The sequence below is a fragment of the Sphingomonas flavescens genome (genome assembly GCF_030866745.1).
In the GTDB taxonomy this organism is placed as follows: Bacteria; Pseudomonadota; Alphaproteobacteria; order Sphingomonadales; family Sphingomonadaceae; genus Sphingomicrobium; species Sphingomicrobium flavescens.
The window spans coordinates 1,883,254-1,904,434 of record NZ_CP133016.1 but is presented as its reverse complement, the minus strand read 5'-3'; the positions used below and the strand labels follow the sequence as shown (position 1 = coordinate 1,904,434).

Sequence of the window (21,181 nt, the reverse complement as noted above, 5' to 3'; positions counted from 1 at the left end):
GCGCGCAAAAGCGAGTCGATTTTGCCACGATGTGTGGCGAAGGCGCGTCAGGCCAAGTCGGGCGGAACGGCCTCGGCGCGCATCATCGCAACCGCGTCATCGAGGCTCATGATCTTCTGATGCTCGTCGCTGCCCAGCCGCCGGAGCGCGACCGTGCCTTCCTCGGCCTCGCGCTTGCCGACGACCAGGAGGAGCGGGACCTTGGCCAGGCTGTGCTCGCGCACCTTGTAGTTGATCTTCTCGTTGCGGAGGTCGGTCTCGACGCGAATCCCTGCCCCCCGCAACTTCGAAGCGACCTGTTCCGCGTAGCCGTCGGCATCCGAGACAATCGTCGCGACCACCGCCTGCACCGGCGCCAGCCAAAGCGGGAACTTACCCGCATAATGTTCGATCAGGATGCCGATGAACCGCTCGTAGGACCCAAAGATCGCGCGGTGGAACATCATCGGGCGATGCTTCTGGCCATCCTCACCGACGTAGGTCGCGTCGAGCCGCTCGGGCAGCACCCGGTCCGACTGCAGCGTGCCGACCTGCCAGGTCCGGCCGATCGCGTCCTTAAGGTGCCATTCGAGCTTGGGCGCGTAGAAGGCCCCCTCGCCGGGCAGTTCTTCCCAGCCAAATTCCTCGGTCGCCATGCCGGCAGCCTTCACGGCCTGGCGCAGCTCCTCTTCGGCCTTGTCCCAATCCTCGTCGCTGCCGAACCGGTTGTCCGGGCGCAGCGCGAGCTTGATTTCATAGGTGAAGTCGAAGTCCTTGTAGACGCGCGCGGCGAGCTCGCAGAACGCCTGCGCCTCGCTGACGACCTGATCCTCCCGGCAGAAGATGTGGGCGTCGTCCTGCGTGAACTGGCGGACGCGCATCAGCCCGTGGAGCGCGCCGTGCGGCTCGTTCCGGTGGCAGCTGCCGTTCTCGTAGAAGCGGATCGGCAGTTCCTTGTAGCTCGTGATACCCTGCTTGAAGACGAGGATGTGCCCCGGGCAGTTCATCGGCTTCAGCGCCATCAGGTCCGCATCGCCGGACAGGATCGGCGCATCTTCGTCGGTGCTCGGAATCTCGTCCGGCACGACGAACATGTTCTCGCGATACTTGCCCCAGTGGCCGCTCTTCTCCCACTGCCGCGCGTCCATCAGCTGCGGGGTCTTGATCTCGCGATAGCCCGCCTCGTCGATGCGGCGGCGCATGTACGCTTCCAGCGCTCGGTAAATGGTGAACCCGTGCGGGTGCCAGAACACGCTGCCGTGCGCTTCGGCCTGGAGGTGGAACAGGTCCATCTCCTGCCCGATCTTGCGGTGGTCGCGCTTGGCCGCTTCCTCCAGTCGGACGAGATAGGCGTCGAGCTGTTTCTTGTTCAGCCAGGCCGTCCCGTAGATCCGGCTCAGCATCGGGTTCTTGGGATCGCCGCGCCAGTAGGCGCCCGACACGCGGGTCAGCTTGAAGGCGTTCGGATCGAGCTTGCCGGTCGAGGCCAAATGCGGGCCGCGGCACAGGTCGATCCAGTCGGCCGGACCATGACCCGTTTTATACATCGTGATCGGCTCGCCCTCGGGTAGCTCCATCACCCACTCGGCCTTAAATGCCTCGCCGTGCTCAATGAAGAACTGCCGCACTCGCTCGCGGTCCCACACTTCGCGGACCAGCGGCTTGTCGGCCGCAATGACGCGCCGCATCTCTTCTTCGATCACCGGCAGATCTTCCTCGGTGAAAGGGCCACGGCCGGGAGCGGGCGCGAAGTCGTAGTAGAAGCCGTCGTCAGTCGCGGGACCGAAGGTGATCTGCGTTCCCGGGAAGATGTTCTGCACCGCTTCGGCCAGCACGTGTGCGAAGTCGTGCCGAACCAGCTCCAGCGCGTCTTTCTCGTCGCGCGAAGTGATCAGCGCGAGGTTCGCGTCGCCCTCGAACGGTCGCATGATGTCGCGCACCTCGCCGTCGATCTTGGCCGCCAGCGCCGCCTTGGCGAGCCCCGGCCCGATCGCCGCCGCGACGTCCGCCGGCGTCGACCCTTCAGGCATTTCCCTGACGGAGCCATCGGGAAGGGCGATCTTGAACATCTTGGTCATGGTGCAGGCCATGTAGCGAGGCGGCTGGCCTGTCTCAACCGCGGTGAGAGCGGCGCCATTTGACAAGCGCGACGCAGACGTAAAGTAAGCTTTACAGATGGAAAATCGCCTCCGCCCGCTGCGCGCCGAACGCGGTTGGAGTCAGCAGAAGCTGGCCGACCGGCTCGAGGTCTCGCGCCAGAGCATCAATTCGATCGAGACCGGCAAGTACGACCCCTCCCTGCCGCTCGCCTTCCGCATTTCCGAACTCTTTTCCCTGCCCATCGAGGAGATTTTCGTGTCCCCGTCCCGCCGCAGCTCGAAGGCCATCTGATGCTCGCCCCGCTCCTCCTTGCAGCCGCCCAGCTGTTCGCACCGCCCGCCAAACCGGCACCGCCGGTCGACTGCCGCTTCGACCATGTGACTCTGACCTTCGCGGGCACGCCGAAGGAGCAGGCCCGCTGCCTGCTGCGCCACGTTGAACCCGGCGGCGCAGCGCTGCCGGAAGCTGCGCTGCCACCGACTCTCGAGCGGCTTGTCGGTGAACGGCCGCAGATCGATTTCGTGAGACTCGCCGCAGCGCTCCGAGCGGCACGCATCCCGCTCCCCGCCGCGAGCCCGGTGTCGGAAACCTCCGATCATCGCCGCGCCGCCTATTTCGTCATTCACGACACCAGCTCGCCGTATATCGGCACGGAGCCGTTCGCGCCTAACTTCGACCGTTCGGTGAAGTACAACGACATCAATCAGTTCCTCGGCAAGGACGCCGTTGCGCACATCTTCAACGACCGCCTTGGACGGGTGTCCGTCGGCCATGACTTCGAGGTAGGCTGGCGGGCGACCAAATTGGAACGCGCGGTCGGCGAGGCCGCGCGCGGGCGGTTCCTGCACATCGAAAACCTGCAGCCGCGCCGCGCCGACCCCGACGGCCCGCCTAAGAACGATCGAATCGGGCCCCACCCCGGTTTCACCGACCGGCAATACCGCACGCTCGGCCTGCTATACGTTCTGGCGAGCGCCCGATTAGGCCAATGGATGGTGCCTGGCTTCCACGCCAACATCGACCGCGGCATCCCGCTGGCCCACGACGATCCGCAGCATTTCGACTTGGCCAAATTCGATCAAGAAGTTGCGCGCTGGGTGTTGCGCCTGCAGCGAAGGGACTTCGGAAGCGCGGACTAAGGCCTGCCGATCGTCTCCCCGGCCCAGGCGAGTTCCGGGCTCCGCCCGCTTGCCCGAACTACAGCAACCTTGGCGTCGCGAAGCTGCTTCTCGATCTTGTCGATGTCTTCGCCTGATCCTCCCAGCCTCACGGGCAAGCCCAGCCGCGATGCTGCCCAGGCGGCAGTCTGGACATTTTGCTCCCGATCGGGGCCATCGTTGATGTTTGGAAGAGACGCGAACGGGGGAACGAGATGCACCTGCCAGCCCGATTCCGCGGCAGCCATTCGCCGTTCCAGTTCTCGATAAGTTTCAAGGTTCGCCCCCGGCAGCGGCGCGGCACGCACTTCGACCATCTTGTGGGTCTGGTCGATCAGCACCCGATCCGGCTCCACGCCCGCGAGCATTGCCATTTCCCGCATCAGCCGGCTGGCTTCGCGTTGTTCCGCGGCATGGTTCGCCTGCGCAATTTCCACCGATGAAGCGTCTCCGTCAGATGTGCGCACCTGGTCGATGATGAGATCCACCCGCTCGCCCAATGTGCGTTGAAGCTCCGCACTTACCGTCTGTTCGGCGGCATGGATGTAGGTTGGCGTGAGGACAGTGGCTTCGATCTTAAGGGGCGCTGTGCCGAATTTGACCTGAAGATCGCTGACGCGCGCCGAACCGCCGAAGGGCTTAGCCACCGCTTCGCGCGCCTCGCGAGTGGCAAGCGCTTCCCAAGCGATACGCTGGAGAGACAATCCGAGAGGGATAGAGAGCAGGACCAGGCTTCCAACGAGCATCACTGCTTGCAGCCGCGTCTGACTCGGCGAAAGATTCGTGGCGAACCCATAAAGGCGCGCCAGCGCCGCTGCGGCGGCTGCGATGGTCATCAAGTTGGTGAAGAATAGCAGTGATGAACCGCTCAGCACCCGCCAATTGCCGGTCGCGAGCCCAAAGCCCATCACCGCCAGCGGCGGCATCAACGCGGTGGCGATCGCGACGCCGACAATCGCACCGTGACGGCCGCGAATGACGGCATAGGTGCCCGCGAGTCCGGACAGCAAGGCGATCATCAGGTCGAACAGATTAGGCCGCGTCCGGGCGGCAATTTCCGCCGTTACGCTTTGGATTGGGGAGAGCAGCACGATGGCCGCGGAGATGGCAACCGCCAGCAGCGAGCCAAGGAAGATCGCCCACAGGGCGCGCCGGATCTCGTCCGTATCGAACGTCGCCAGGGCGAAGCCGACCCCGATGATTGGCCCCATGAGCGGGGAAATAAGCATAGCGCCGATCACCACCGCCGGGGAGGACAGAAGCAAGCCGAGAACGGCGATGCCGGCAGACAGCAGGGTCATGACGGCGACGTGCGCCGACCATCCGGCATCCGCCCGGACCGTTTCTACCACCGCGACGTAGTCGACCGTGGCGTCGACCTCACGCCGTCACCACCGAGGAAACGCCCGTTGCGCCGGGAGCCGGTAGGGCGAGCGCTGCGACGGGGGCTCGGCGAGCTTCGGCGGTTCGCCCACGACTGCTGCTTTAGACGCCGGCACCGGCCCGTGCTTCTTCGACAATCTGCTCGGCGCGCATGAATAATTGCGTGTCGATGACCACGCCCGACGCCCCTGCGTTTTCTCGCACTTGACTGGGGCGAGAGGCGCCGATGATCGCCGAGGCCACGTTGGGCTCACGAAGGATCCAGGCCAGCGCGAACTGCGGTAGGCTTAATCCCGCTTCCTCGGCGATCGGCTTTAGCCGCTGCACGGCGCGGAGGATTTCCGGCTTCATCAACCAGCTGATGAAGCCGCCCATTTCATCGCTAGTCGCGCGGCTTCCTTCGGGTGGCGGCTGGTCAGGGTCATATTTTCCGCTGAGGACGCCCTGCGCGAGGGGGGACCAGACGATCTGCGAAATGCCGTTTGCCGCGCAGACGGGAATTACCTCATCCTCAGGGTCACGCCAGAGAAGCGAATATTGCGGCTGTGAGGAGACGAACTTGGCGACGCCCGCCATCTCGAGCGAGGCCTGGATCCTGTCAGCGGGCCATTCTGAAAAGCCGATGTACCGCACCTTGCCGCTGTCCACCGCGCGGGTGAGCGCTTCCATCGTCTCCTCAAGCGGCGTCTCGCTGTCGTACCGATGACATTGATAGAGATCGACATAGTCAGTCCGCAGTCGCTGCAGTGACGCGTCCAGCTGCTTTTCGATCTGCGCGCGAGACAGGCCGCGATCCGTGTCGCTCATCGGAAAATAGACCTTGGTCGCAAGCACATAGCTGTCGCGCGCCCGACCCTGCAGCGCGTTGCCGAGAAAGGTCTCCGCAGCGCCGCGGCCGTAGACATTAGCCGTGTCGATGAAGTTGATGCCCTGCTCGAACGCCTCTTCCAGGCATGCCCGCGCCTTGTCGGCTTCGACCCCGACGCCGTAGGTCAGCCACGACCCCAGCGAAATTTCCGAGACTTCGAGATCGCTGCTGCCGAGTTTCCGGTATTTCATCGAGACTTGCACCTCCGCTACGAGCCGACTCATGGACGCTGACGAGCCTGCCTATATCCAAGTCGCCAACCGATCGATCGCTTATCGGTTGCGCAAGGGCGCGTCGCCAACGCTTCTGTTTCTTCCCGGCTATGCGTCCGACATGGAGGGGGCCAAGGCGCTGGCCTTGGACGCTTTCGCCGACCGACGCGGTCTGGCCATGCTGCGTCTGGACTATTCGGGGACCGGCTCAAGCGCCGGACGGTTCGAGGACGGCACGCTCGACCGATGGCTGGCGGAGGTGTTGGCCGCTATCGACGCGCTAACCAGCGGTCCGCTCATAATTATCGGCTCGTCCATGGGCGGGTGGCTGGCGTTACATGCGACGCTTGACCGGCCCAACCGAATCAAGGCGCTGGTCGGCATTGCCGCGGCGCCCGACTTCACAGATTGGGGTTTCACCGACGCTGTTGCCGCAGAGGCGGCCGGTATCGCGCCGGGATTCTGGGAATCCGGCCAGCGGTTGCGCCTGCTTAAGGATGCTATCAACGTTGAATGCCCGGTGCGGCTGATCCACGGCGAGCATGACCGGGATGTCCCGGTCGAGATTGCCATGCGAACGCTTGCCGCCCTTCGTTCAGCAGACGTCCAGTTGACGATCATCAAAGGCGGCGGTCACCGCCTGTCGGAACCGCACGAGATCGACGCGATCCTGCGTACCGTGGCCGAACTGCTGGAGTCCAATTCTTGATCCTCTTCCTCGCCGCTGTTGCCGCTGCCGCGGCCACGCCCTGTCCCGACGTCGTGACGCCCGAAGCGCTCGTTTGCCGGGCGCTCGCCGCGCAAAAGGCGGGCGACGATGCGGGGGCCGCCCAAGGGTTTGAAGAAGCGGCGAAGGCGTCCATCGACAAGGATCCGAAGACTGCGCGTTTGTACGCTGCGGCAGGCAACCTCTGGATCGCCGCCGGCCAGCCGGGGAAGGCGGCCTTCGATCTCGACAAGGCGCTGGCGCTTCCGGGCCTAGAAGCCGAACAGCGTGGGGAAGCGCTGCTCGACCGCGCCCGCGCGGCCGAAGCGCAAAACGATCTAAAGACTGCGCGCGCCCGGACTAGCGAGGCAGCGGCAACCATCTCAGGCGACCCGTTCTTGTGGTATTTTTCAGCGGGCCTCGCGATCCGCGAAGGCGATGCCACGACCGCGAAACTGGCCGTTGGCCGCGCGCTTGCGCTGGCTCCCTCCGATCCGACAATCCTGTTCGAAGCGGGGCATGTCGCCGACTTCACCGGCGACGACGAAGGTGCGCGCCGCTATTGGGCGCAGGCCGCGGCCGGGGATCCCAATGGCCCGGCGGGCAAAGCTGCGGCGAAGGCGATCGAAATGCTGGGTGTGACTCCGACGGTGAAAATCGAGTCGCCTTCGCCTAAATAGGATGCATGCGCTTTCTCCATACTATGTTGCGGGTCACCGACCCCGAAGCCACCATCCGTTTTTTCAACTTGCTTGGCCTCGAAGAGCGCCGGCGAATGGACAATGAGGGTGGTCGTTTCACCTTGATTTTCCTGGGCGCCCCGGGGGACGATGGCGGTGAAGTCGAGTTGACCCACAATTGGGACCGCGAAGACTATGGCGGCGGCCGCAACTTCGGCCATCTCGCCTACCAGGTCGACGACATTTACGACACTTGCCAGCGACTCGCCGACGCCGGGGTGACGATCAACCGGCCGCCGCGCGATGGTCACATGGCCTTTGTTCGCACGCCGGACAACATCTCGATCGAACTGCTTCAGAAGGGCGGCGCGCTGCCCGCAGCGGAGCCGTGGGCTTCGATGCCGAACACCGGCAGCTGGTGATGCTAAAGGTCGTCCCCGTCCCGGCCTTTAGCGACAACTATCTCTGGCTCGTCCACGACGATGAAAGCGGCGAGACCGCAGTCGTCGATCCTGGCGACGCGACCCCGGTTCTGGCCGAAGCGGATCGCCGCGGATGGTCGATCGGCCAGGTGTGGAACACACACTGGCACCCCGATCACACGGGCGGCAACCTGGCTGTTAAAGAAGCGACGGATGCCCGCATCGCCGGGCCCGCGACGGAAAATATCCCGGGTCGAGATATCGAACTGTCGGAGGGTGACGAGGTCCGTCTCGGAGGCCACGTCGGCCGCGTGGTCGCCGTTCCAGGCCACACGCTCGGTCACATAGCGATCATTTTCGATGCCGACGGCATCGCCTTCGTAGGTGACACATTGTTCGCGATGGGTTGCGGTCGGTTGTTCGAGGGAACGCCGGCGCAGATGTTCGAATCGCTGCGGCGGCTTTCCGCATTACCCGACGGGACGAGGCTATATTGCGCGCATGAATATACGTTGTCGAACGCACTCTTCGCGGCTTATGCGGAACCCGGAAACGCCAAGATTGCGGCTCGCCTCGCCGAGGTCCAGGCCCTGCGCGCAAATGCGGAAATGACGGTCCCGACGACGGTTGCACAGGAACGTGCAACCAATCCCTTCGTTCGGGCCAAGGACGTGCAAGCGTTCGCTGCGTTGCGGAAGGACAAAGACAGCTTCCGTTCATAGGGGCCGGCGCTGTAACGGATGTCGAACCGCATGAGGGCGGTTCAGAGGAGGTCGAGAATGCGTGTGATCTCTGCTCTTGTCGCCAGCAGCCTGTTGGCGTCCTGCTCCGCGGGGTTCGGCCCAGGCCCGACGCGTACGGCAGCCAAACAGCATGAATACGAGCAACTTCTGCTCGGCAAGGTTCCCGGCAAGCCGATGTCGTGCCTGCCGCGCTATCGCGCGACGGACATGCGGCCGATCGACGACAATACGATCCTGTTCCGTGACGGCGCGAGCCGGACGTACGTCAATCACCCGCAGGGGTCATGCAACGGACTGGCGAGCGGGCACTATACACTGGTGACTCGCCAGGTCGGCAGTTCCGATCCGTGCCGCGGAGACATCGCGCAGGTCGTCGATCTTACTAGCGGAATGATGGTCGGCAGCTGCGTGTGGGGCGACTTCATCCCCTACACCCGGCCGGGCAGCTAACGCTTGTAGAGCGCGTCCAGCCGCTCGCCGTACACATTGCCGATGATATGGCGCCGGATCTTCAGCGACGGCGTCAATTGTTCGTTCTCGATCGTGAAGCCTTCGTCGGCGATGATGAAGCGGCGGATGCGCTCAATCACCGACAGATCGGCGTTGACGCGGTCGACCGCTTTCTGCAGCCGCGCCTGGAGATCGGGCTTGCCGGCGAAGTCCGGCTCCGGAACGAGCAAAGCGACCAAATGGGGACGGCGGTCGCCGTAGACCATCGCCTGCGCGATTTCGGGCTGTAGCGTCAGCATCCCTTCGATCCGCTGCGGCGAAACGTTGTCGCCCTTGTCGTTGACGATCAGGTCCTTCTTGCGGTCGGTGATGACGATGCGGCCCTTGGCGTCTAGGTGGCCGACGTCCCCGGTCGCGAGCCACCCGTCCTTCAGGACGCGCGCGGTCTCTTCCTCGTTGCGCCAGTAACCGTGCATGACGTTCTCGCCGCGCACCATGATCTCGCCGTCCTCGGCAATGCGCACTTCAGTGTTCATTGCGGGCGGGCCGACCGTATCGAGCTTGATGCCGGCTCTGGGCCGGTTGCAGCTGATCAGCGGCCCTGCTTCCGTCTGCCCATAGCCCTGCAGAAACGTGATCCCGAGCGACTGAAAGAAGATTCCAACCTCGGGATTGAGCGGCGCGCCGCCCGACACCCAGGCCTTGGTGCGCTTACCCATGCGCTCGCGAATCTTGCGGCGGAGGGTGAGCGACAGGATGCCGTCCATCGGCCAGTCCCATGGTTTCAACCCGCCATTCGCCTTGTCCGCGCCGATCTTTAGCGCGCGATGAAGCAGATAGTTGGACAGTCCGCCCTGCGACTGGATCGACTTCAGGATGCGCGCGCGTAGCATCTCGAACAGCCGCGGAACCACGACCATGATCGTCGGCTGCACTTCCTCGATATTGGCAGCGAGCTTTTCGAGGCTCTCGGCGTAATAGATCTGCGCACCCAGCGCGATCGGGAACATCTGCCCGCCGGTGTGCTCGTAAGCGTGGCTAGCCGGCAGGAAGGACAGGAACACCTCATCATCCCAGCCGAAGTCTGTGGAGATGATGTCGGTGCATCCCTCCAGATTGTGCAGGATCGAGCCGTGATGGATGCGCACGCCGCGCGGCGCGCCGCCGGTGCCGCTGGTGTAGATGATACACGCGAGGTCATCGCGCCCGACCGCTTTCTCCCGCTCGCGCAGTCCTTCCACGTCGGCGCTGCCGGCGGTCAGCTCGCTCCACTGGTGGATGTTCACCCAGTCGGGCACCTGGCCTGATCGGATGTCCTCGATGCCGATCACGTGGTGGCATTCGCTCGACGTCAGCACCGCGGGGATCAGGTTCTTGGCAAGCTTCTGATTCGAAACGATAACCGCGCGCGCGCCGCTGTTTCCCAGGATATGCGCATGGTCGCGCGTGGTGTTGGTGGTGTAGGTCGGCACCGTCACGCAACTGGCGGCCATGATGCCGAGGTCGGCGATCAGCCATTCGGGCCGGTTTTCGCTTACGAGGGCCACGCGGTCGCCCGGCTGCAAACCGATGCTCTTCAGATGTTCGGCCAGCGCCGCGACTTGCCGCGCGGCCTCGCCCCAGCTGGTCGACGACCAGATCTTGTCGCGCTTCGCCCACAGAAAAGGCGCATCGCCTTTCTCAGCCGCCCGCGTCAGAAAGAGCGAGACAAGATTGTCGAACCGTTCGAGTTGTCGAGCCATGCGCCCCCTTATTGCGAAACCGCGACACCCTCGCTGCGCGGATCGGCCGCGCCGGCCCAGCGGCCGTTAGCCCATTCGATCGCGTTCGCCTTGAAGGAAATCGGCTGGCGGTAATCGATCTTCGTGTGACCCAGCGCCTGCAGCTGCGGCACCATCGTTTCGAGGAACGTGCCCTTTTCGACGTACACGGTGTCGCCACCAGGCGCGAAAATGGTCGGCAGCGCAATCGCCTGCTGCGCGGTCAGGTGCCAGTCGAGCACGCCGATGATCGCTTTCGCGACCTGCGCCGGGATCGTCGCGCCGCCGGCTGCGCCCACAGCGAGCCGGATTTTGCCATCCGGCCCCCAAACGATTGTCGGGCTCATCGAGCTGCGGGGGCGCTTGCCGCCTTCGACACGGTTGGCGGTGAGGCAGCCGTCCTTCATCGGCTCGATATTGAAGTCGGTCAGTTCGTTGTTGAGGTAGTAGCCGTTGACCATGAGCCCCGACCCGAACGGACTTTCGATGGTCGAAGTATCCGATGCGACGTTGCCCTGACTGTCGACGGCAACGAAGTGCGACGTGCCGCGCTCAACGGGCTGCACCGCTTTGCAGACGAACTTCGGCGCGCCCAGCGGCGAGCCTGCGGTGACGCTCGTCATCGTGCGATCCGGTGAAATCAGCGCAGATCGGCGAGCGAGGTATTTGGCTTCGATCAACCCCGCGACCGGCACGGACACGAAGCCGGGGTCACCGATGAACTGATCGCGGTCGGCGTAAGCGAGGCGCATCGACTCCGCGATGAGGTGCCATGCGGTCGGAGAGTTGGGACCGAGCGCGGTCATATCGAAGCGCTCGAGCTGCTTGAGGATGGTGAAAACGGTCGTGCCGCCGGACGACGACGGGCCCATCCCGCAGATCTTATAGCCCCTGTACATGCCGCAGACTGGAGCACGGGTTTTCGCATCGTAGGTGGCGATATCACCCGTCGTCATTTGCGAAGGATTGCGCGGCGAGCCGTTGACCGTGGCGACAATGGCTTGCGCGTTGGGGCCGACGTAGAAGCTGTCAGCGCCGCGTGCCGCAACCTCGCCCAGAAACTTCGCAAGTGCGGGGTTCTGGATGAGTGTTCCCGCAGGTTTCGGCGTCCCGTCAGCGGCGTAGTAAAGCGCACGCGCTTCGGCCGACATCGCACCGGTTTCGATGGAGGAGGCGAGCGCGCGATTCATGCGCGGCGTCATGACGAAGCCGTCGCGGGCAAGCTTGATTGCCGGCTGGAACAATGCGGCCCACGGCAGCTTGCCGAAGCGGCTGTGCGCCAGCGCCATCATGCGCAGATTGCCAGGCACGCCGACGCTCTTGCCGCCCGGAATCGCTTCCCGCGTCGGCATCGGCTGCCCATTCTTGAAGAACCAGGTGTTGGTCGCCGCGTGCGGCGCTGTCTCGCGGCCGTCGAATGTCACTGCCGGTCCGCCGCGTGGCGAATAGACCATGTAGCCGCCGCCGCCGATGCCCGAGCTCTGCGGCTCGACGACGGTCAGCGCGATCAACGTCGCGAATGCAGCATCCAGTGCCGAGCCGCCCTGCTGCAAGATCTGCGCACCAGCCCATGCCGCGCGCGGGTCGGCAGCGCTGACCATGCCCTTCGGCGCCGTCACCGGCCCGGGAGTAATTACCGCCGGCTGGGCCGGAAGAACGTTGGCGATGGTGAGGGCGAGCAGTCCGGCGGCAATCGGCAGTGTACGCATGGGCAGGAGCGCTACCCTGTCCCGACCGCCTCGGCAATGTTGGCAAACGGGCTGCTCGCGAGGATGCGCTGCAAGTCTTTCGTGATGCGGCGCGCAATTCCCGGCCCGCGATAAACCATCGCGCTGTAGAGCTGCACCAGACTCGCGCCCGAGCGGATACGCCACCAGACATCGTTGGCATCGCTGATCCCGCCCGCCGAAATCAGCGGCAGTTCCTTGCCCGCCACGCTGTAGAAAGCCTCCAACTGTCGGTGCGCGAGCGCCGCCAGCGGCGCCCCGGACAGCCCCCCGCTTTCGGCCGCAAAACGCGAGCGCAAACTCTTCGGACGCGACACCGTAGTATTGGCGACGATCAGCGCATCGACGCCGTGATCGAGCGCCGCGCGAACAATGCGGATCGGGTCGCCTTCCTCAAGGTCCGGCGCAACTTTCAGAAACAGCGGCGGGCCGCCCGGTTGGCGGCCTTCGCGGACTGCCGCCAGCAACTCGCGCAGCGCACCCTCGTCCTGCAGCTGCCGCAACCCCGGCGTGTTCGGCGAGCTGATGTTCACCGTCAGATAGTCCGCGACGGGAGACATTGCGCGGACGCCCTGAGCGTAGTCGGCAATGCGATCCGCGCTATCCTTGTTGGCGCCGACATTCACGCCGACGATGCCGCGAGTCCGATATCGCTTGCGGAGCAGCGCAAGTGCCGCGTCCTGCCCGCCGCTGTTGAAGCCCATTCGATTGATCACCGCTTGGTCCTCGACCAGCCGAAACAGCCGCGGCTTCGGGTTTCCCGGCTGCGGCCGCGGCGTTAGCGTGCCGACCTCGACCGATCCGAAGCCGAGTCCGAGCATCGGGCCGAAGACCTCGGCGTCCTTGTCGAATCCCGCCGCCAGTCCGACCGGATTGGAAAAGGTGAGGCCAGACACGCTCGTTTCCAGCTCCGGCGTGGCTGGCGGCTCGCCCTTGCCGCCGCGCCGCTTGAGCAGCGAGATCGTCGCACGATGCGCCCGCTCCGCATCGAGGCGGAAGATCAGCGGGCTGAGGAGCGGATAAAGAGCCACGCCGCTCGTCTGCGCGGTTGAGTTTCACGGCGCAACCCACTAAATCGGACTGGAAAGCTCCGAATTCACCATGCGACTCTCCCACCTCGCCGATTACGCGGTCGTGCTGATGACCGCCGCCGCCCGCCGTCCCGTGGGCGCGCGCCTCAGCGCGACCGAGCTGTCTGGCGAGACCGGCGTGCCCTTGCCGACCGCGCAAAAGCTGATGGGGCAGCTTGGAGGCCACGGCCTGCTGAGCAGCGTCCGCGGCGCCGGTGGTGGCTTCACGCTCGCACGTCCCGCTACGGAGATCAGCCTCGCCGATATCGTCGAAGCGGTCGAAGGTCCGATCGCGATGACCCAGTGCAGTGGCCACGAGGACGTGTCCGGCTGTGCGCTCGACGCGCAGTGCAGGGTCAAGCCGCACATGGGCGTGGTTTCGAACGCCGTCCGCGGCGCCCTCGATGCGGTGTCTCTTACGGAGCTCGCGCGATGAACGAGGCCGTGAAGAACCGCGAGCTCAAGGAAAAGATCGCTCAGGATTATGAGTGGGGCTTCGCGTCCGACCTCGAGCAGGAATTCGCGCCCAAGGGCCTGAACGAAGATACCGTCCGCTTCATTTCCGCCAAGAAGAACGAGCCCGAATGGATGCTCGACTGGCGGCTCAAGGCCTACCGCGCGTGGCTGGAGATGGAGGAGGTCGACTGGGCCAAGCTCGACATCCCGGCGATCGATTATCAGGACGCTTATTATTACGCGGCGCCCAAGGCAAAGCCGAAGCTCGCCTCGCTCGACGAGCTCGATCCGGAGATCCGCCGGACTTACGAGAAGCTCGGTATTCCGATCGAGGAGCAGAAGGTGCTCGCCGGCGTCGAAGGCGCGCGCAAGGTCGCGGTCGACGCGGTGTTCGATAGCGTCAGCGTTGCCACCACCTTCCGCGAGGAATTGTTCAAGGCGGGCGTCATCTTCCTCTCGATTTCCGAGGCGATCCGCGAGCATCCCGAACTGATCCGCAAATACCTCGGCAGCGTCGTTCCGCAGCGCGACAATTACTTCGCCTGCCTCAACAGCGCGGTCTTTTCCGACGGAACCTTCGTCTACATTCCCGAGGGCGTCCGCTGCCCGATGGAGCTGTCGACCTATTTCCGCATCAATGCCGAGAATACGGGCCAGTTCGAGCGCACCCTGATCGTCGCCGACAAGGGCAGCTACGTCAGCTATCTCGAAGGCTGCACCGCGCCGATGCGCGACGAGAACCAGCTTCACGCCGCGGTGGTCGAAATTTTTGCGCATGAGGACGCGGAGGTGAAATACTCCACGGTCCAGAACTGGTATCCCGGTGACGCCGAGGGCAAGGGCGGCATCTTCAATTTCGTCACCAAGCGCGCGCTTTGCAGCGGCGACCGCTCGAAAGTGTCCTGGACGCAGGTCGAAACCGGCAGCGCGATCACCTGGAAATATCCGAGCTGCATCCTGAAGGGCGATGGCAGCGTCGGCGAATTCTATTCGGTGGCGCTGACCAACAACCGTCAGCAGGCGGACACCGGCACCAAGATGATCCACATCGGCGCCGACACGCGGTCGACGATTGTCTCGAAGGGCATCAGCGCGGGCCGTTCGAACAACACCTATCGCGGCCTCGTCCGCGTGCTCCCGCGCGCCGAAAACGTGCGCAACTTCACCCAGTGCGATTCCTTGCTGCTCGGCAGCGACTGCGGCGCACACACCGTGCCCTATATCGAGGTCAAGAACCCGACCGCGACGATCGAGCATGAAGCGACGACGTCGAAGATCAGCGAGGACCAACTCTTCTACGCGATGAGCCGCGGTCTCGACCAGGAAGCGGCGGTGGCGCTGATCGTCAATGGCTTCGCCCGCGAGGTGCTGAAGCAGCTGCCGATGGAATTCGCGGTGGAGGCGCAGAAGCTGCTCGGCATCAGTCTCGAAGGGAGCGTGGGATGATGCCCCTCCTTGTCCTCGCTGCAGTTTCGGCCGACCTGGATGCGCTCGATCAGGCGGTCACCCGCTGCGACCGCGTCACCGCCAATCCGGCGTTTGCGTCCGAAGCCGCGCGGCGCAGTTCGGCTTTGCTTGCGACCTACAAGGAGCAGGAGGCCATCGTGAATGCGCGGTTGGCGCTTAACGATCAACGCCGCGCACTGCGCGAATCAGCGTCCGCCAAAACCGCGGAGCAGAAGCAGGCCGAACGCCAGCTCGATCTGCAACAGGCCGCGCTCGATGACCGCCAGAAGGCGCTCAACGATCAGCGCATGCTGGAGGCGATCCGGCAGGACGCGACCGACACGATGCGCCGCTATTTCCTTTCCAATTGCCCGGCCGGAAGGTCCGACAAATAGTGCTGAACATTTCCAATCTTCAGGCGAGCGTCGCCGACAAGCCGATCCTCAAAGGCGTATCGCTCGAAGTGCCCGCGGGCGAAGTGCACGCGATCATGGGGCCGAACGGCTCCGGCAAGTCGACGCTTGCCTACGTGCTGTCCGGACGTCCCGGCTACGAGGTGACCGGCGGCACCGCGACGTTCGACGGACAGGACTTGCTTGCTCTCGAACCCTATGAGCGCGCGGCGGCGGGGCTCTTTCTCGGCTTCCAATATCCGGTCGAAATCCCGGGCGTCAGCTATCTTCAGTTCCTGCGCGAGAGCCTCAATTCGCAGCGCCGTTCGCGCGGTGAGCCGGAGCTTTCGGGCGGCGAGTTCATCAAGCTTGCGCGCGCACAGGCGGCGCTGCTGGGCATGGACACGGAGATGCTCAAGCGGCCGGTCAATGTCGGCTTTTCGGGCGGCGAGAAGAAGCGTGCCGAGATGGTGCAGATGGGCATCATGCAGCCCAGGTTCGCGCTGCTCGACGAGACCGACAGCGGCCTCGATATCGACGCGCTGAAGGCGGTCGGCGCGGGCATCAACCAGATCATGCGCGCGCCCGACAAGGGCGTGCTGCTGATCACACACTATCAGCGGCTGCTCGACTACGTCCGGCCCGACCGCGTGCACGTGCTGCGCGCCGGTCGCATCGAGCGCAGCGGTGGCCCCGAGCTGGCGCTTGAGCTCGAGCGCGAAGGCTATGCGGAGGCTGCGGCGTGACGACGTTCGTCATCATCCTCGGCTGCATTGCTTTCATGTTCGCGATCTATGCCGTGCGCGGGAATCCCGGTCGCGCGGTCGCGGACACGGCGCTGCTGGTGATGATGGTCGGCGCGATCGCGCTTGTGGATTTCGTGTTCGAGCAATTCACCGACACCGGTAAAATTGCGAGCATCGTGGCGGTCGCCATCGCCGCCGGTTTGGCGCTCGATGCGCTGTACGGATTGATGGCGCCAGATCGCCAAAAGCAGCGCGACAAGAAGCTGCGCCGGCTGATGAAGAGGCGCGCATGACTGCGCTGCCAACCCGCCGCGACGAAGCATTTCGCTACGCCGATATCGACGCGCTCGCGTCCGTCTGGCGCGATCTTTCGCCGCCAGAAACGCTGCAAATTGCTGCGCAGCAAAAGCTGCAGCAAATCTGGCTTCCAAATGGCGAAAACATCGAGGTCCGGCGCGCGCAAATTACGATTAGGGCTGGCGCGGAATATTCGCTGTTCGCGCTCAACACCGCGCAGGAATATGGACGCGTCGAACTGGATGTGACGTTGCACGAAGGCGCGGCGTTCAACCTCAACGCGGCGAACATTGGCACCGGCACGGCGACGCTGGAAATCGTCACCACCGTTCGCCACCAGGAACCGGCGGCGACGTCGCGCCAGGTCATCCGCAGCGTGCTCAATGGGAACGCGGTCGGCTCGTATCTTGGCAAGGTCGCAGTCGCGCGCAACGCGCAACAGACCGACGGTGAGCAGTCGGTCAAAGCCATGCTGCTCGACCGCGGCGCGACGGCCAATTGCAAGCCCGAGCTGGAGATTTACGCCGACGACGTGAAGTGCGCGCACGGCGCGACCGTCGGCGAGCTCGACCCGATGCAATTGTTCTACGCCGAAAGCCGCGGGATGGACCCGGCGAGCGCGCGCGCCTTGCTGCTCGAAGGTTTCGTCATGGGCTTGTGGGACAGCGCCGACGACAGCGACGCAATCTGCGAGGCTGCGCGCGCGGCATTGCGGAGAGTCGTGTGAACGCGCCCAGCCGCATCAACAGCGCGCTCAACGTGCGCGACCAGTTCCCGGCGATCGAGAACTGGCATTATCTCGACAGCGCGGCGACCGCGCAGAAGCCGCAAGCGGTGATCGACGCGATCACCGAAGCCTATGCGCGCGATTACGCGACGGTGCACCGCGGCGTGTATCAGCGCTCGTCGGAAATGACCGGCCGTTATGAGGCGGCGCGCGCTGCCGCCGCCGCGCTAATCGGCGGGCAGCCGAACGAGATCACCTTCATGCGGGGAGCGACCGAAGCGATCAACTTCGTGGCGCGCACCTTGCCCAAGGACGGTCGCAACCGCGTGCTCGTCTCGCAGCTGGAGCATCACAGCAACATCGTCCCGTGGCAGCTGGCCGGTTACCAGGTCGATGCCGTTCCGCTGACCGCCGACGGCCGCATCGATCTGGACGCTGCCGAGGCGATGCTGACTGAGCGCCATCGCGTCGTCGCCTTCGCGCACGTGTCGAATGTGCTGGGGTCTATCCTCGACGCGGGGCGCGCGGCGGAGATCGCGCATGCCAAGGGCGCGTTGCTGCTGCTTGACGGCTGCCAGGCTGCGCCGCGCATCGGGATCGACGTCGCGGCGATCGATGCCAATTTCTACGCCTTCTCCGGACATAAACTTTACGGGCCGACCGGCATCGGTTGCCTGTGGGGGCGCGCCGAGCTGCTCGACGTCCTTCCGCCCTGGCAGGGCGGCGGCGCTATGGTCGACCGCGTGACTTTCGAGGAAACGACCTTTCTTGACGCGCCGGCGCGATTCGAAGCGGGCACGCCACACATCGTTGGCGCAGTCGGGCTGCACGCGGCGATCGATTGGGTGTCGCACCTGTCGCTCGACGCAATCCACGCGCACGAAGCCGCGCTGGTCGCGGAGACGCGCGCTGCGCTGGCGAAGATCGGCGGCGTCACCGTCTACGGGCCGGAGGACAGCGCCGGCATTGTCAGCTTCAACGTGGACGGGGTGCATCCGCACGACACCGCCACCATATTGGATGATGCGGGCGTCGCGGTTCGCGCCGGCCACCACTGCGCGCAGCCGCTGATGCGCTGGCTGGGCGTCGAGGCGACCGCGCGGGCAAGCTTCGCGGCGCATAGCGACAGCAGCGACGTCGCGGCGCTGGTGCGCGGGATCGAACAGGTGAAACGGATTTTTTCGCGGTGAACGAAGAACGCAAGATTGAGACCGAGCAAGTCGACGCGGTGACCCCGCCGCCGCGCGGCCGCGTGCCCGAGACGGTCACCGAGACCTTCGAGCGCAAGCGCGACTATCTCGCCGGGTTCCTTTCGGGCGAGAAGGACGAGACTGCTGGAGGGCCTGGCGGCGACCTGCAGGCTGCGGTCGTCGAGGTGCTGAAGTCGATCTATGACCCGGAAATCCCGGTCGACATCTACGAGCTCGGCCTCATCTACAATGTGGAGGTCAGCGAGGACGGCGACGCGACCATTACCATGACGCTGACCACGCCGCACTGCCCGGTGGCCGAATCGCTGCCGCAGGAAGTGGAGCTGCGCGCCATGGCGGTACCCGGCATCCGCGATGCGGTGGTCAATCTCGTCTGGGATCCGCCGTGGGACCCGTCGAAGATGAGCGACGAGGCGCGGCTCGAATTGGGAATGCTATGAACCAGGAAACCAAAGTCCGCGCGCGCCCGGCCGCGATCACGCTGACGCCGTCGGCGGAAGCACGGATCGCCGAACTGATGAGCCGCGCACCCGACGGCGCGATCGGCGTCAAGCTGTCGACGCCCCGCCGCGGCTGCTCGGGCCTCGCTTACTCGGTCGATTATGTGACCGAGGAGCAGAAGTTTGATGAGAAGATCGAAACGCCTGGCGGCACTTTCTACGTCGACGGCGCTAGCGTCCTCTACCTGATCGGTTCGACCATGGACTGGCGCGAGGACGATTTCGCTGCGGGCTTCGTGTTCGAAAACCCGAACGCGAAGGGCGCCTGCGGCTGCGGCGAGAGCTTCACCGTCTAGGCAAAAATTGGTAAGGCGGCATGGACGAGGAGAAACATCATGCTCCTGCTGGTAACCGCCCTGTTCGCCGCGTCCGGCGCTGCCCAACCAGTGCGGGACACGCCCGTTATCAACCCGTCGCCTGAAGCGAAGAATTGCCCCGAAACGCCGATGTCGCTCGCTCGCAAGATGGGCTCGACGCCGCACGCGGTGCCGCTGAACAAGCTACCGCCGGGCCAGATCTTCATGGCCGTCGATCGCCGGATCTCGGGCTGCCCCGCCCCGCTGACCATGACCGACTATCGGAATTCGCGCGGGCGCTAGGCCTCCGCCTCGTGCGCCGCTAGGGCGCCGCGATGGACCCGCGTTTCGCCCACATCCGCGACTGGATCTTCGATCTCGATAACTGCCTGTACCCGCACGACTGCCGGCTGTTCGAGCTGATCGATCAGCGAATGACGGCCTACATCGAGCGGCTGCTAGGCGTCGATCCGGTCGAGGCGCGCCGGGTCCAGAAGATGCACTTCCACGGATCGGGCACCACGCTCGCGGGGCTCATGAAACATCACGACGTCGACCCGCACCACTTCATGGTCGATGTTCATGACATCCCGCTAGACCGCGTCGCTCGCGACGACCGCCTGATCGCCGCCATGGCGCGCTTGCCGGGACGGAAGTTCATCCACACCAACGGCAGCGCCGACTACGCGTGGAAGGTGCTGGACCGGCTGGGCGTGGCGGCGGAGGTCGACCATCTGCACGACATCTTCGCCGCCGATCTGGCGCCCAAGCCGGAGCTCCACGGCTATCGCAAGCTCCTTGAGCAATTCGGGATCGAGCCGACTAGGGCGCTGATGGCGGAAGACATGGTGCGCAACCTCGCGCCCGCGAAGCAGCTCGGCATGACCACCGTTTGGGTGGACAATGGGTCGGAGCGCGGTAGCCACGGCTACGAAGATGCCATCGTCGACGTTCGGGTGACCGATGTGGGCGAATGGCTGCACAGCATTTTGGAGACGAGCGAATGAGCGATCTGCAGGCAGTCATCGATCAAGCTTGGGAAGATCGCGAATCACTAGGTAGCGATACCAAGGGTACCGTTCGTACGGCCGTCGATGCCGCTATTGCCGCGCTTGACAGCGGCGACGCGCGGATTGCGGAGAAGAGTGGCGGTCAGTGGGTCGTCCAGCAATGGCTGAAGAAGGCCGTGCTGCTCTCATTCCGGCTTAACCCGATGGAAGCAATTTCCGGCGGGCCCGGCGGCGCAAACTGGTGGGACAAAGTGCCCTCGAAGTTCGCGGGATGGGGTGAAAGCGATTTTCAGACGGCCGCTTTCCGCGCCGTGCCCGGTGCGATAGTCCGCCGCGGCGCCTTCATCGCGCCGGGTGCAGTACTGATGCCGAGCTTCGTCAACATCGGCGCCCGCGTCGGCGAGGGGACGATGGTCGACACCTGGGCGACGGTGGGCAGCTGCGCCCAGATCGGCCGCAACGTCCACATCTCCGGCGGCGCCGGGATCGGCGGCGTGCTCGAGCCGCTGCAGGCCGGGCCGGTGATCATCGAGGACGATTGCTTCATCGGTGCACGCTCGGAGGTCGCCGAAGGCGTGATCGTCGAGCGCGGCGCAGTACTTTCGATGGGCGTGTTCCTCGGCGCCTCGACCAAGATCGTCGACCGCGCTTCGGGCGAGGTCCATTACGGCCGCGTGCCCGAATATTCGGTGGTCGTCCCGGGGTCACTGCCGGGCAAGGACGGCGGACCGAGCCTCGCCTGCGCGGTCATCGTCAAGCGCGTGGACGAGCGGACGCGATCCAAGACCAGCATCAACGAACTGCTCCGCGACTAGATAAGCTCAGCTTATTGCCCGCCGCCGC

At 64.7% G+C, this 21,181-nt stretch carries 25 protein-coding genes; 19 read left to right on the top strand and 6 right to left on the bottom strand.

Annotation, left to right across the window (positions count from 1 at the left end; genetic code table 11):
* Window positions 1-47: 47 nt before the first annotated feature.
* Window positions 48-2,057, bottom strand: coding sequence for a threonine--tRNA ligase (thrS, locus tag QU596_RS09825; protein ID WP_308515341.1), 2,010 nt, complete (start codon window positions 2,055-2,057; stop codon window positions 48-50).
* A gap of 97 nt (window positions 2,058-2,154) precedes the next feature.
* Here thrS and QU596_RS09820 point away from each other — a divergent pair, with 97 nt between their 5' ends.
* Together QU596_RS09820 and QU596_RS09815 are read left to right on the top strand one after the other, a co-directional pair.
* Window positions 2,155-2,370, top strand: a complete 216-nt coding sequence (locus tag QU596_RS09820) for a helix-turn-helix transcriptional regulator (RefSeq protein WP_308515340.1) — start codon at window positions 2,155-2,157, stop codon at window positions 2,368-2,370.
* The gene (locus QU596_RS09815; RefSeq protein WP_308515339.1) at window positions 2,370-3,218 is read left to right on the top strand and encodes a hypothetical protein; all 849 of its coding nucleotides are present in this window, start codon (window positions 2,370-2,372) and stop codon (window positions 3,216-3,218) included. Before QU596_RS09820 ends, QU596_RS09815 begins: the two co-directional genes overlap by 1 nt.
* On the opposite strand, the gene QU596_RS09810 is transcribed toward QU596_RS09815, so the two are convergent.
* Together QU596_RS09810 and QU596_RS09805 are read right to left on the bottom strand one after the other, a co-directional pair.
* Window positions 3,215-4,537, bottom strand: a complete 1,323-nt coding sequence (locus QU596_RS09810; protein WP_308515338.1) for a DUF389 domain-containing protein — start codon at window positions 4,535-4,537, stop codon at window positions 3,215-3,217. The genes QU596_RS09815 and QU596_RS09810 overlap by 4 nt on opposite strands.
* A gap of 184 nt (window positions 4,538-4,721) precedes the next feature.
* Window positions 4,722-5,711: an aldo/keto reductase family protein gene (locus tag QU596_RS09805; protein ID WP_308515337.1), complete on the bottom strand. Its 990-nt coding sequence runs from the start codon at window positions 5,709-5,711 to the stop codon at window positions 4,722-4,724.
* Here QU596_RS09805 and QU596_RS09800 point away from each other — a divergent pair.
* The 5 genes from QU596_RS09800 to QU596_RS09780 are packed head-to-tail and all read left to right on the top strand — an operon-like array spanning window position 5,710 to window position 8,700.
* Window positions 5,710-6,408 (top strand): alpha/beta fold hydrolase, encoded by a 699-nt coding sequence (locus tag QU596_RS09800; RefSeq protein WP_308515336.1) that lies wholly within the window; start codon window positions 5,710-5,712, stop codon window positions 6,406-6,408. The genes QU596_RS09805 and QU596_RS09800 overlap by 2 nt on opposite strands.
* Window positions 6,405-7,085 (top strand): tetratricopeptide repeat protein, encoded by a 681-nt coding sequence (locus tag QU596_RS09795; RefSeq protein ID WP_308515335.1) that lies wholly within the window; start codon window positions 6,405-6,407, stop codon window positions 7,083-7,085. Before QU596_RS09800 ends, QU596_RS09795 begins: the two co-directional genes overlap by 4 nt.
* Before the next feature lie 5 nt (window positions 7,086-7,090).
* Window positions 7,091-7,507, top strand: coding sequence for a VOC family protein (locus QU596_RS09790; RefSeq protein ID WP_308515334.1), 417 nt, complete (start codon window positions 7,091-7,093; stop codon window positions 7,505-7,507).
* On the top strand, window positions 7,507-8,229 hold the full coding sequence (gene gloB, locus QU596_RS09785) for a hydroxyacylglutathione hydrolase (protein ID WP_308515333.1): 723 nt from the start codon (window positions 7,507-7,509) through the stop codon (window positions 8,227-8,229). The genes QU596_RS09790 and gloB overlap by 1 nt, the downstream gene beginning before the upstream one ends.
* 57 nt (window positions 8,230-8,286) lie before the next feature.
* A complete protein-coding gene (locus QU596_RS09780) occupies window positions 8,287-8,700 on the top strand; it encodes a hypothetical protein (protein WP_308515332.1) in 414 nt (137 codons plus the stop codon).
* On the opposite strand, the gene QU596_RS09775 is transcribed toward QU596_RS09780, so the two are convergent.
* From QU596_RS09775 to QU596_RS09765, 3 genes are read right to left on the bottom strand one after another with little or no spacing between them, the layout of a single operon-like run.
* Entirely contained in the window at window positions 8,697-10,442 is a 1,746-nt protein-coding gene (locus tag QU596_RS09775; protein ID WP_308515331.1) for an AMP-dependent synthetase/ligase, read from the bottom strand. The genes QU596_RS09780 and QU596_RS09775 overlap by 4 nt on opposite strands.
* Window positions 10,443-10,450: 8 nt before the next feature.
* Window positions 10,451-12,169 (bottom strand): gamma-glutamyltransferase, encoded by a 1,719-nt coding sequence (gene ggt, locus QU596_RS09770; RefSeq protein WP_308515330.1) that lies wholly within the window; start codon window positions 12,167-12,169, stop codon window positions 10,451-10,453.
* 11 nt (window positions 12,170-12,180) lie between these two features.
* Window positions 12,181-13,218 carry a quinone-dependent dihydroorotate dehydrogenase gene (locus QU596_RS09765; protein ID WP_308515329.1) on the bottom strand — a complete coding sequence of 346 codons (1,038 nt, stop codon included), beginning with the start codon at window positions 13,216-13,218 and terminating at the stop codon, window positions 12,181-12,183.
* A 70-nt stretch (window positions 13,219-13,288) separates the two neighbouring features.
* Between QU596_RS09765 and QU596_RS09760 the strand changes: the two genes are divergently transcribed.
* The 12 genes from QU596_RS09760 to dapD are packed head-to-tail and all read left to right on the top strand — an operon-like array spanning window position 13,289 to window position 21,153.
* The gene (locus QU596_RS09760; protein ID WP_308515328.1) at window positions 13,289-13,693 is read left to right on the top strand and encodes an RrF2 family transcriptional regulator; all 405 of its coding nucleotides are present in this window, start codon (window positions 13,289-13,291) and stop codon (window positions 13,691-13,693) included.
* Window positions 13,690-15,159 carry a Fe-S cluster assembly protein SufB gene (gene sufB / locus QU596_RS09755; RefSeq protein WP_308515327.1) on the top strand — a complete coding sequence of 490 codons (1,470 nt, stop codon included), beginning with the start codon at window positions 13,690-13,692 and terminating at the stop codon, window positions 15,157-15,159. The genes QU596_RS09760 and sufB overlap by 4 nt, the downstream gene beginning before the upstream one ends.
* The gene (locus tag QU596_RS09750) at window positions 15,156-15,554 is read left to right on the top strand and encodes a hypothetical protein (protein WP_308515326.1); all 399 of its coding nucleotides are present in this window, start codon (window positions 15,156-15,158) and stop codon (window positions 15,552-15,554) included. Before sufB ends, QU596_RS09750 begins: the two co-directional genes overlap by 4 nt.
* Window positions 15,554-16,297, top strand: a complete 744-nt coding sequence (sufC, locus tag QU596_RS09745; RefSeq protein ID WP_308515325.1) for a Fe-S cluster assembly ATPase SufC — start codon at window positions 15,554-15,556, stop codon at window positions 16,295-16,297. Before QU596_RS09750 ends, sufC begins: the two co-directional genes overlap by 1 nt.
* The gene (locus QU596_RS09740) at window positions 16,294-16,590 is read left to right on the top strand and encodes a hypothetical protein (RefSeq protein ID WP_308515324.1); all 297 of its coding nucleotides are present in this window, start codon (window positions 16,294-16,296) and stop codon (window positions 16,588-16,590) included. The genes sufC and QU596_RS09740 overlap by 4 nt, the downstream gene beginning before the upstream one ends.
* On the top strand, window positions 16,587-17,321 hold the full coding sequence (locus QU596_RS09735) for a SufD family Fe-S cluster assembly protein (protein ID WP_308515323.1): 735 nt from the start codon (window positions 16,587-16,589) through the stop codon (window positions 17,319-17,321). Before QU596_RS09740 ends, QU596_RS09735 begins: the two co-directional genes overlap by 4 nt.
* A complete protein-coding gene (locus tag QU596_RS09730) occupies window positions 17,318-18,511 on the top strand; it encodes a cysteine desulfurase (RefSeq protein ID WP_308515322.1) in 1,194 nt (397 codons plus the stop codon). The genes QU596_RS09735 and QU596_RS09730 overlap by 4 nt, the downstream gene beginning before the upstream one ends.
* Window positions 18,508-18,972, top strand: coding sequence for an SUF system Fe-S cluster assembly protein (locus QU596_RS09725; RefSeq protein ID WP_308515321.1), 465 nt, complete (start codon window positions 18,508-18,510; stop codon window positions 18,970-18,972). The genes QU596_RS09730 and QU596_RS09725 overlap by 4 nt, the downstream gene beginning before the upstream one ends.
* Complete coding sequence (locus QU596_RS09720) at window positions 18,969-19,328, top strand: HesB/IscA family protein (protein ID WP_308515320.1); 360 nt, start codon at window positions 18,969-18,971, stop codon at window positions 19,326-19,328. Before QU596_RS09725 ends, QU596_RS09720 begins: the two co-directional genes overlap by 4 nt.
* A gap of 39 nt (window positions 19,329-19,367) precedes the next feature.
* On the top strand, window positions 19,368-19,631 hold the full coding sequence (locus QU596_RS09715) for a hypothetical protein (protein ID WP_308515319.1): 264 nt from the start codon (window positions 19,368-19,370) through the stop codon (window positions 19,629-19,631).
* 32 nt (window positions 19,632-19,663) lie between these two features.
* Window positions 19,664-20,335, top strand: a complete 672-nt coding sequence (locus tag QU596_RS09710; protein ID WP_308515318.1) for a pyrimidine 5'-nucleotidase — start codon at window positions 19,664-19,666, stop codon at window positions 20,333-20,335.
* Window positions 20,332-21,153 (top strand): 2,3,4,5-tetrahydropyridine-2,6-dicarboxylate N-succinyltransferase, encoded by an 822-nt coding sequence (gene dapD / locus QU596_RS09705; protein WP_308515317.1) that lies wholly within the window; start codon window positions 20,332-20,334, stop codon window positions 21,151-21,153. The genes QU596_RS09710 and dapD overlap by 4 nt, the downstream gene beginning before the upstream one ends.
* Window positions 21,154-21,181 lie beyond the last annotated feature (28 nt).

Coding starts and splice junctions, on each gene's coding strand:
- thrS (WP_308515341.1), bottom strand. CDS start 2,057: ATGACCAAGATGTTCAAGATCGCCCTTCCCGATGGCTCCGTCAGGGAA.
- QU596_RS09820 (WP_308515340.1), top strand. CDS start 2,155: ATGGAAAATCGCCTCCGCCCGCTGCGCGCCGAACGCGGTTGGAGTCAG.
- QU596_RS09815 (WP_308515339.1), top strand. CDS start 2,370: ATGCTCGCCCCGCTCCTCCTTGCAGCCGCCCAGCTGTTCGCACCGCCC.
- QU596_RS09810 (WP_308515338.1), bottom strand. CDS start 4,537: ATGACCCTGCTGTCTGCCGGCATCGCCGTTCTCGGCTTGCTTCTGTCC.
- QU596_RS09800 (WP_308515336.1), top strand. CDS start 5,710: ATGGACGCTGACGAGCCTGCCTATATCCAAGTCGCCAACCGATCGATC.
- QU596_RS09805 (WP_308515337.1), bottom strand. CDS start 5,711: ATGAGTCGGCTCGTAGCGGAGGTGCAAGTCTCGATGAAATACCGGAAA.
- QU596_RS09790 (WP_308515334.1), top strand. CDS start 7,091: ATGCGCTTTCTCCATACTATGTTGCGGGTCACCGACCCCGAAGCCACC.
- gloB (WP_308515333.1), top strand. CDS start 7,507: ATGCTAAAGGTCGTCCCCGTCCCGGCCTTTAGCGACAACTATCTCTGG.
- QU596_RS09780 (WP_308515332.1), top strand. CDS start 8,287: ATGCGTGTGATCTCTGCTCTTGTCGCCAGCAGCCTGTTGGCGTCCTGC.
- QU596_RS09775 (WP_308515331.1), bottom strand. CDS start 10,442: ATGGCTCGACAACTCGAACGGTTCGACAATCTTGTCTCGCTCTTTCTG.
- ggt (WP_308515330.1), bottom strand. CDS start 12,169: ATGCGTACACTGCCGATTGCCGCCGGACTGCTCGCCCTCACCATCGCC.
- QU596_RS09760 (WP_308515328.1), top strand. CDS start 13,289: ATGCGACTCTCCCACCTCGCCGATTACGCGGTCGTGCTGATGACCGCC.
- sufB (WP_308515327.1), top strand. CDS start 13,690: ATGAACGAGGCCGTGAAGAACCGCGAGCTCAAGGAAAAGATCGCTCAG.
- QU596_RS09750 (WP_308515326.1), top strand. CDS start 15,156: ATGATGCCCCTCCTTGTCCTCGCTGCAGTTTCGGCCGACCTGGATGCG.
- QU596_RS09735 (WP_308515323.1), top strand. CDS start 16,587: ATGACTGCGCTGCCAACCCGCCGCGACGAAGCATTTCGCTACGCCGAT.
- QU596_RS09720 (WP_308515320.1), top strand. CDS start 18,969: ATGAACCAGGAAACCAAAGTCCGCGCGCGCCCGGCCGCGATCACGCTG.
- QU596_RS09715 (WP_308515319.1), top strand. CDS start 19,368: ATGCTCCTGCTGGTAACCGCCCTGTTCGCCGCGTCCGGCGCTGCCCAA.
- QU596_RS09710 (WP_308515318.1), top strand. CDS start 19,664: ATGGACCCGCGTTTCGCCCACATCCGCGACTGGATCTTCGATCTCGAT.
- dapD (WP_308515317.1), top strand. CDS start 20,332: ATGAGCGATCTGCAGGCAGTCATCGATCAAGCTTGGGAAGATCGCGAA.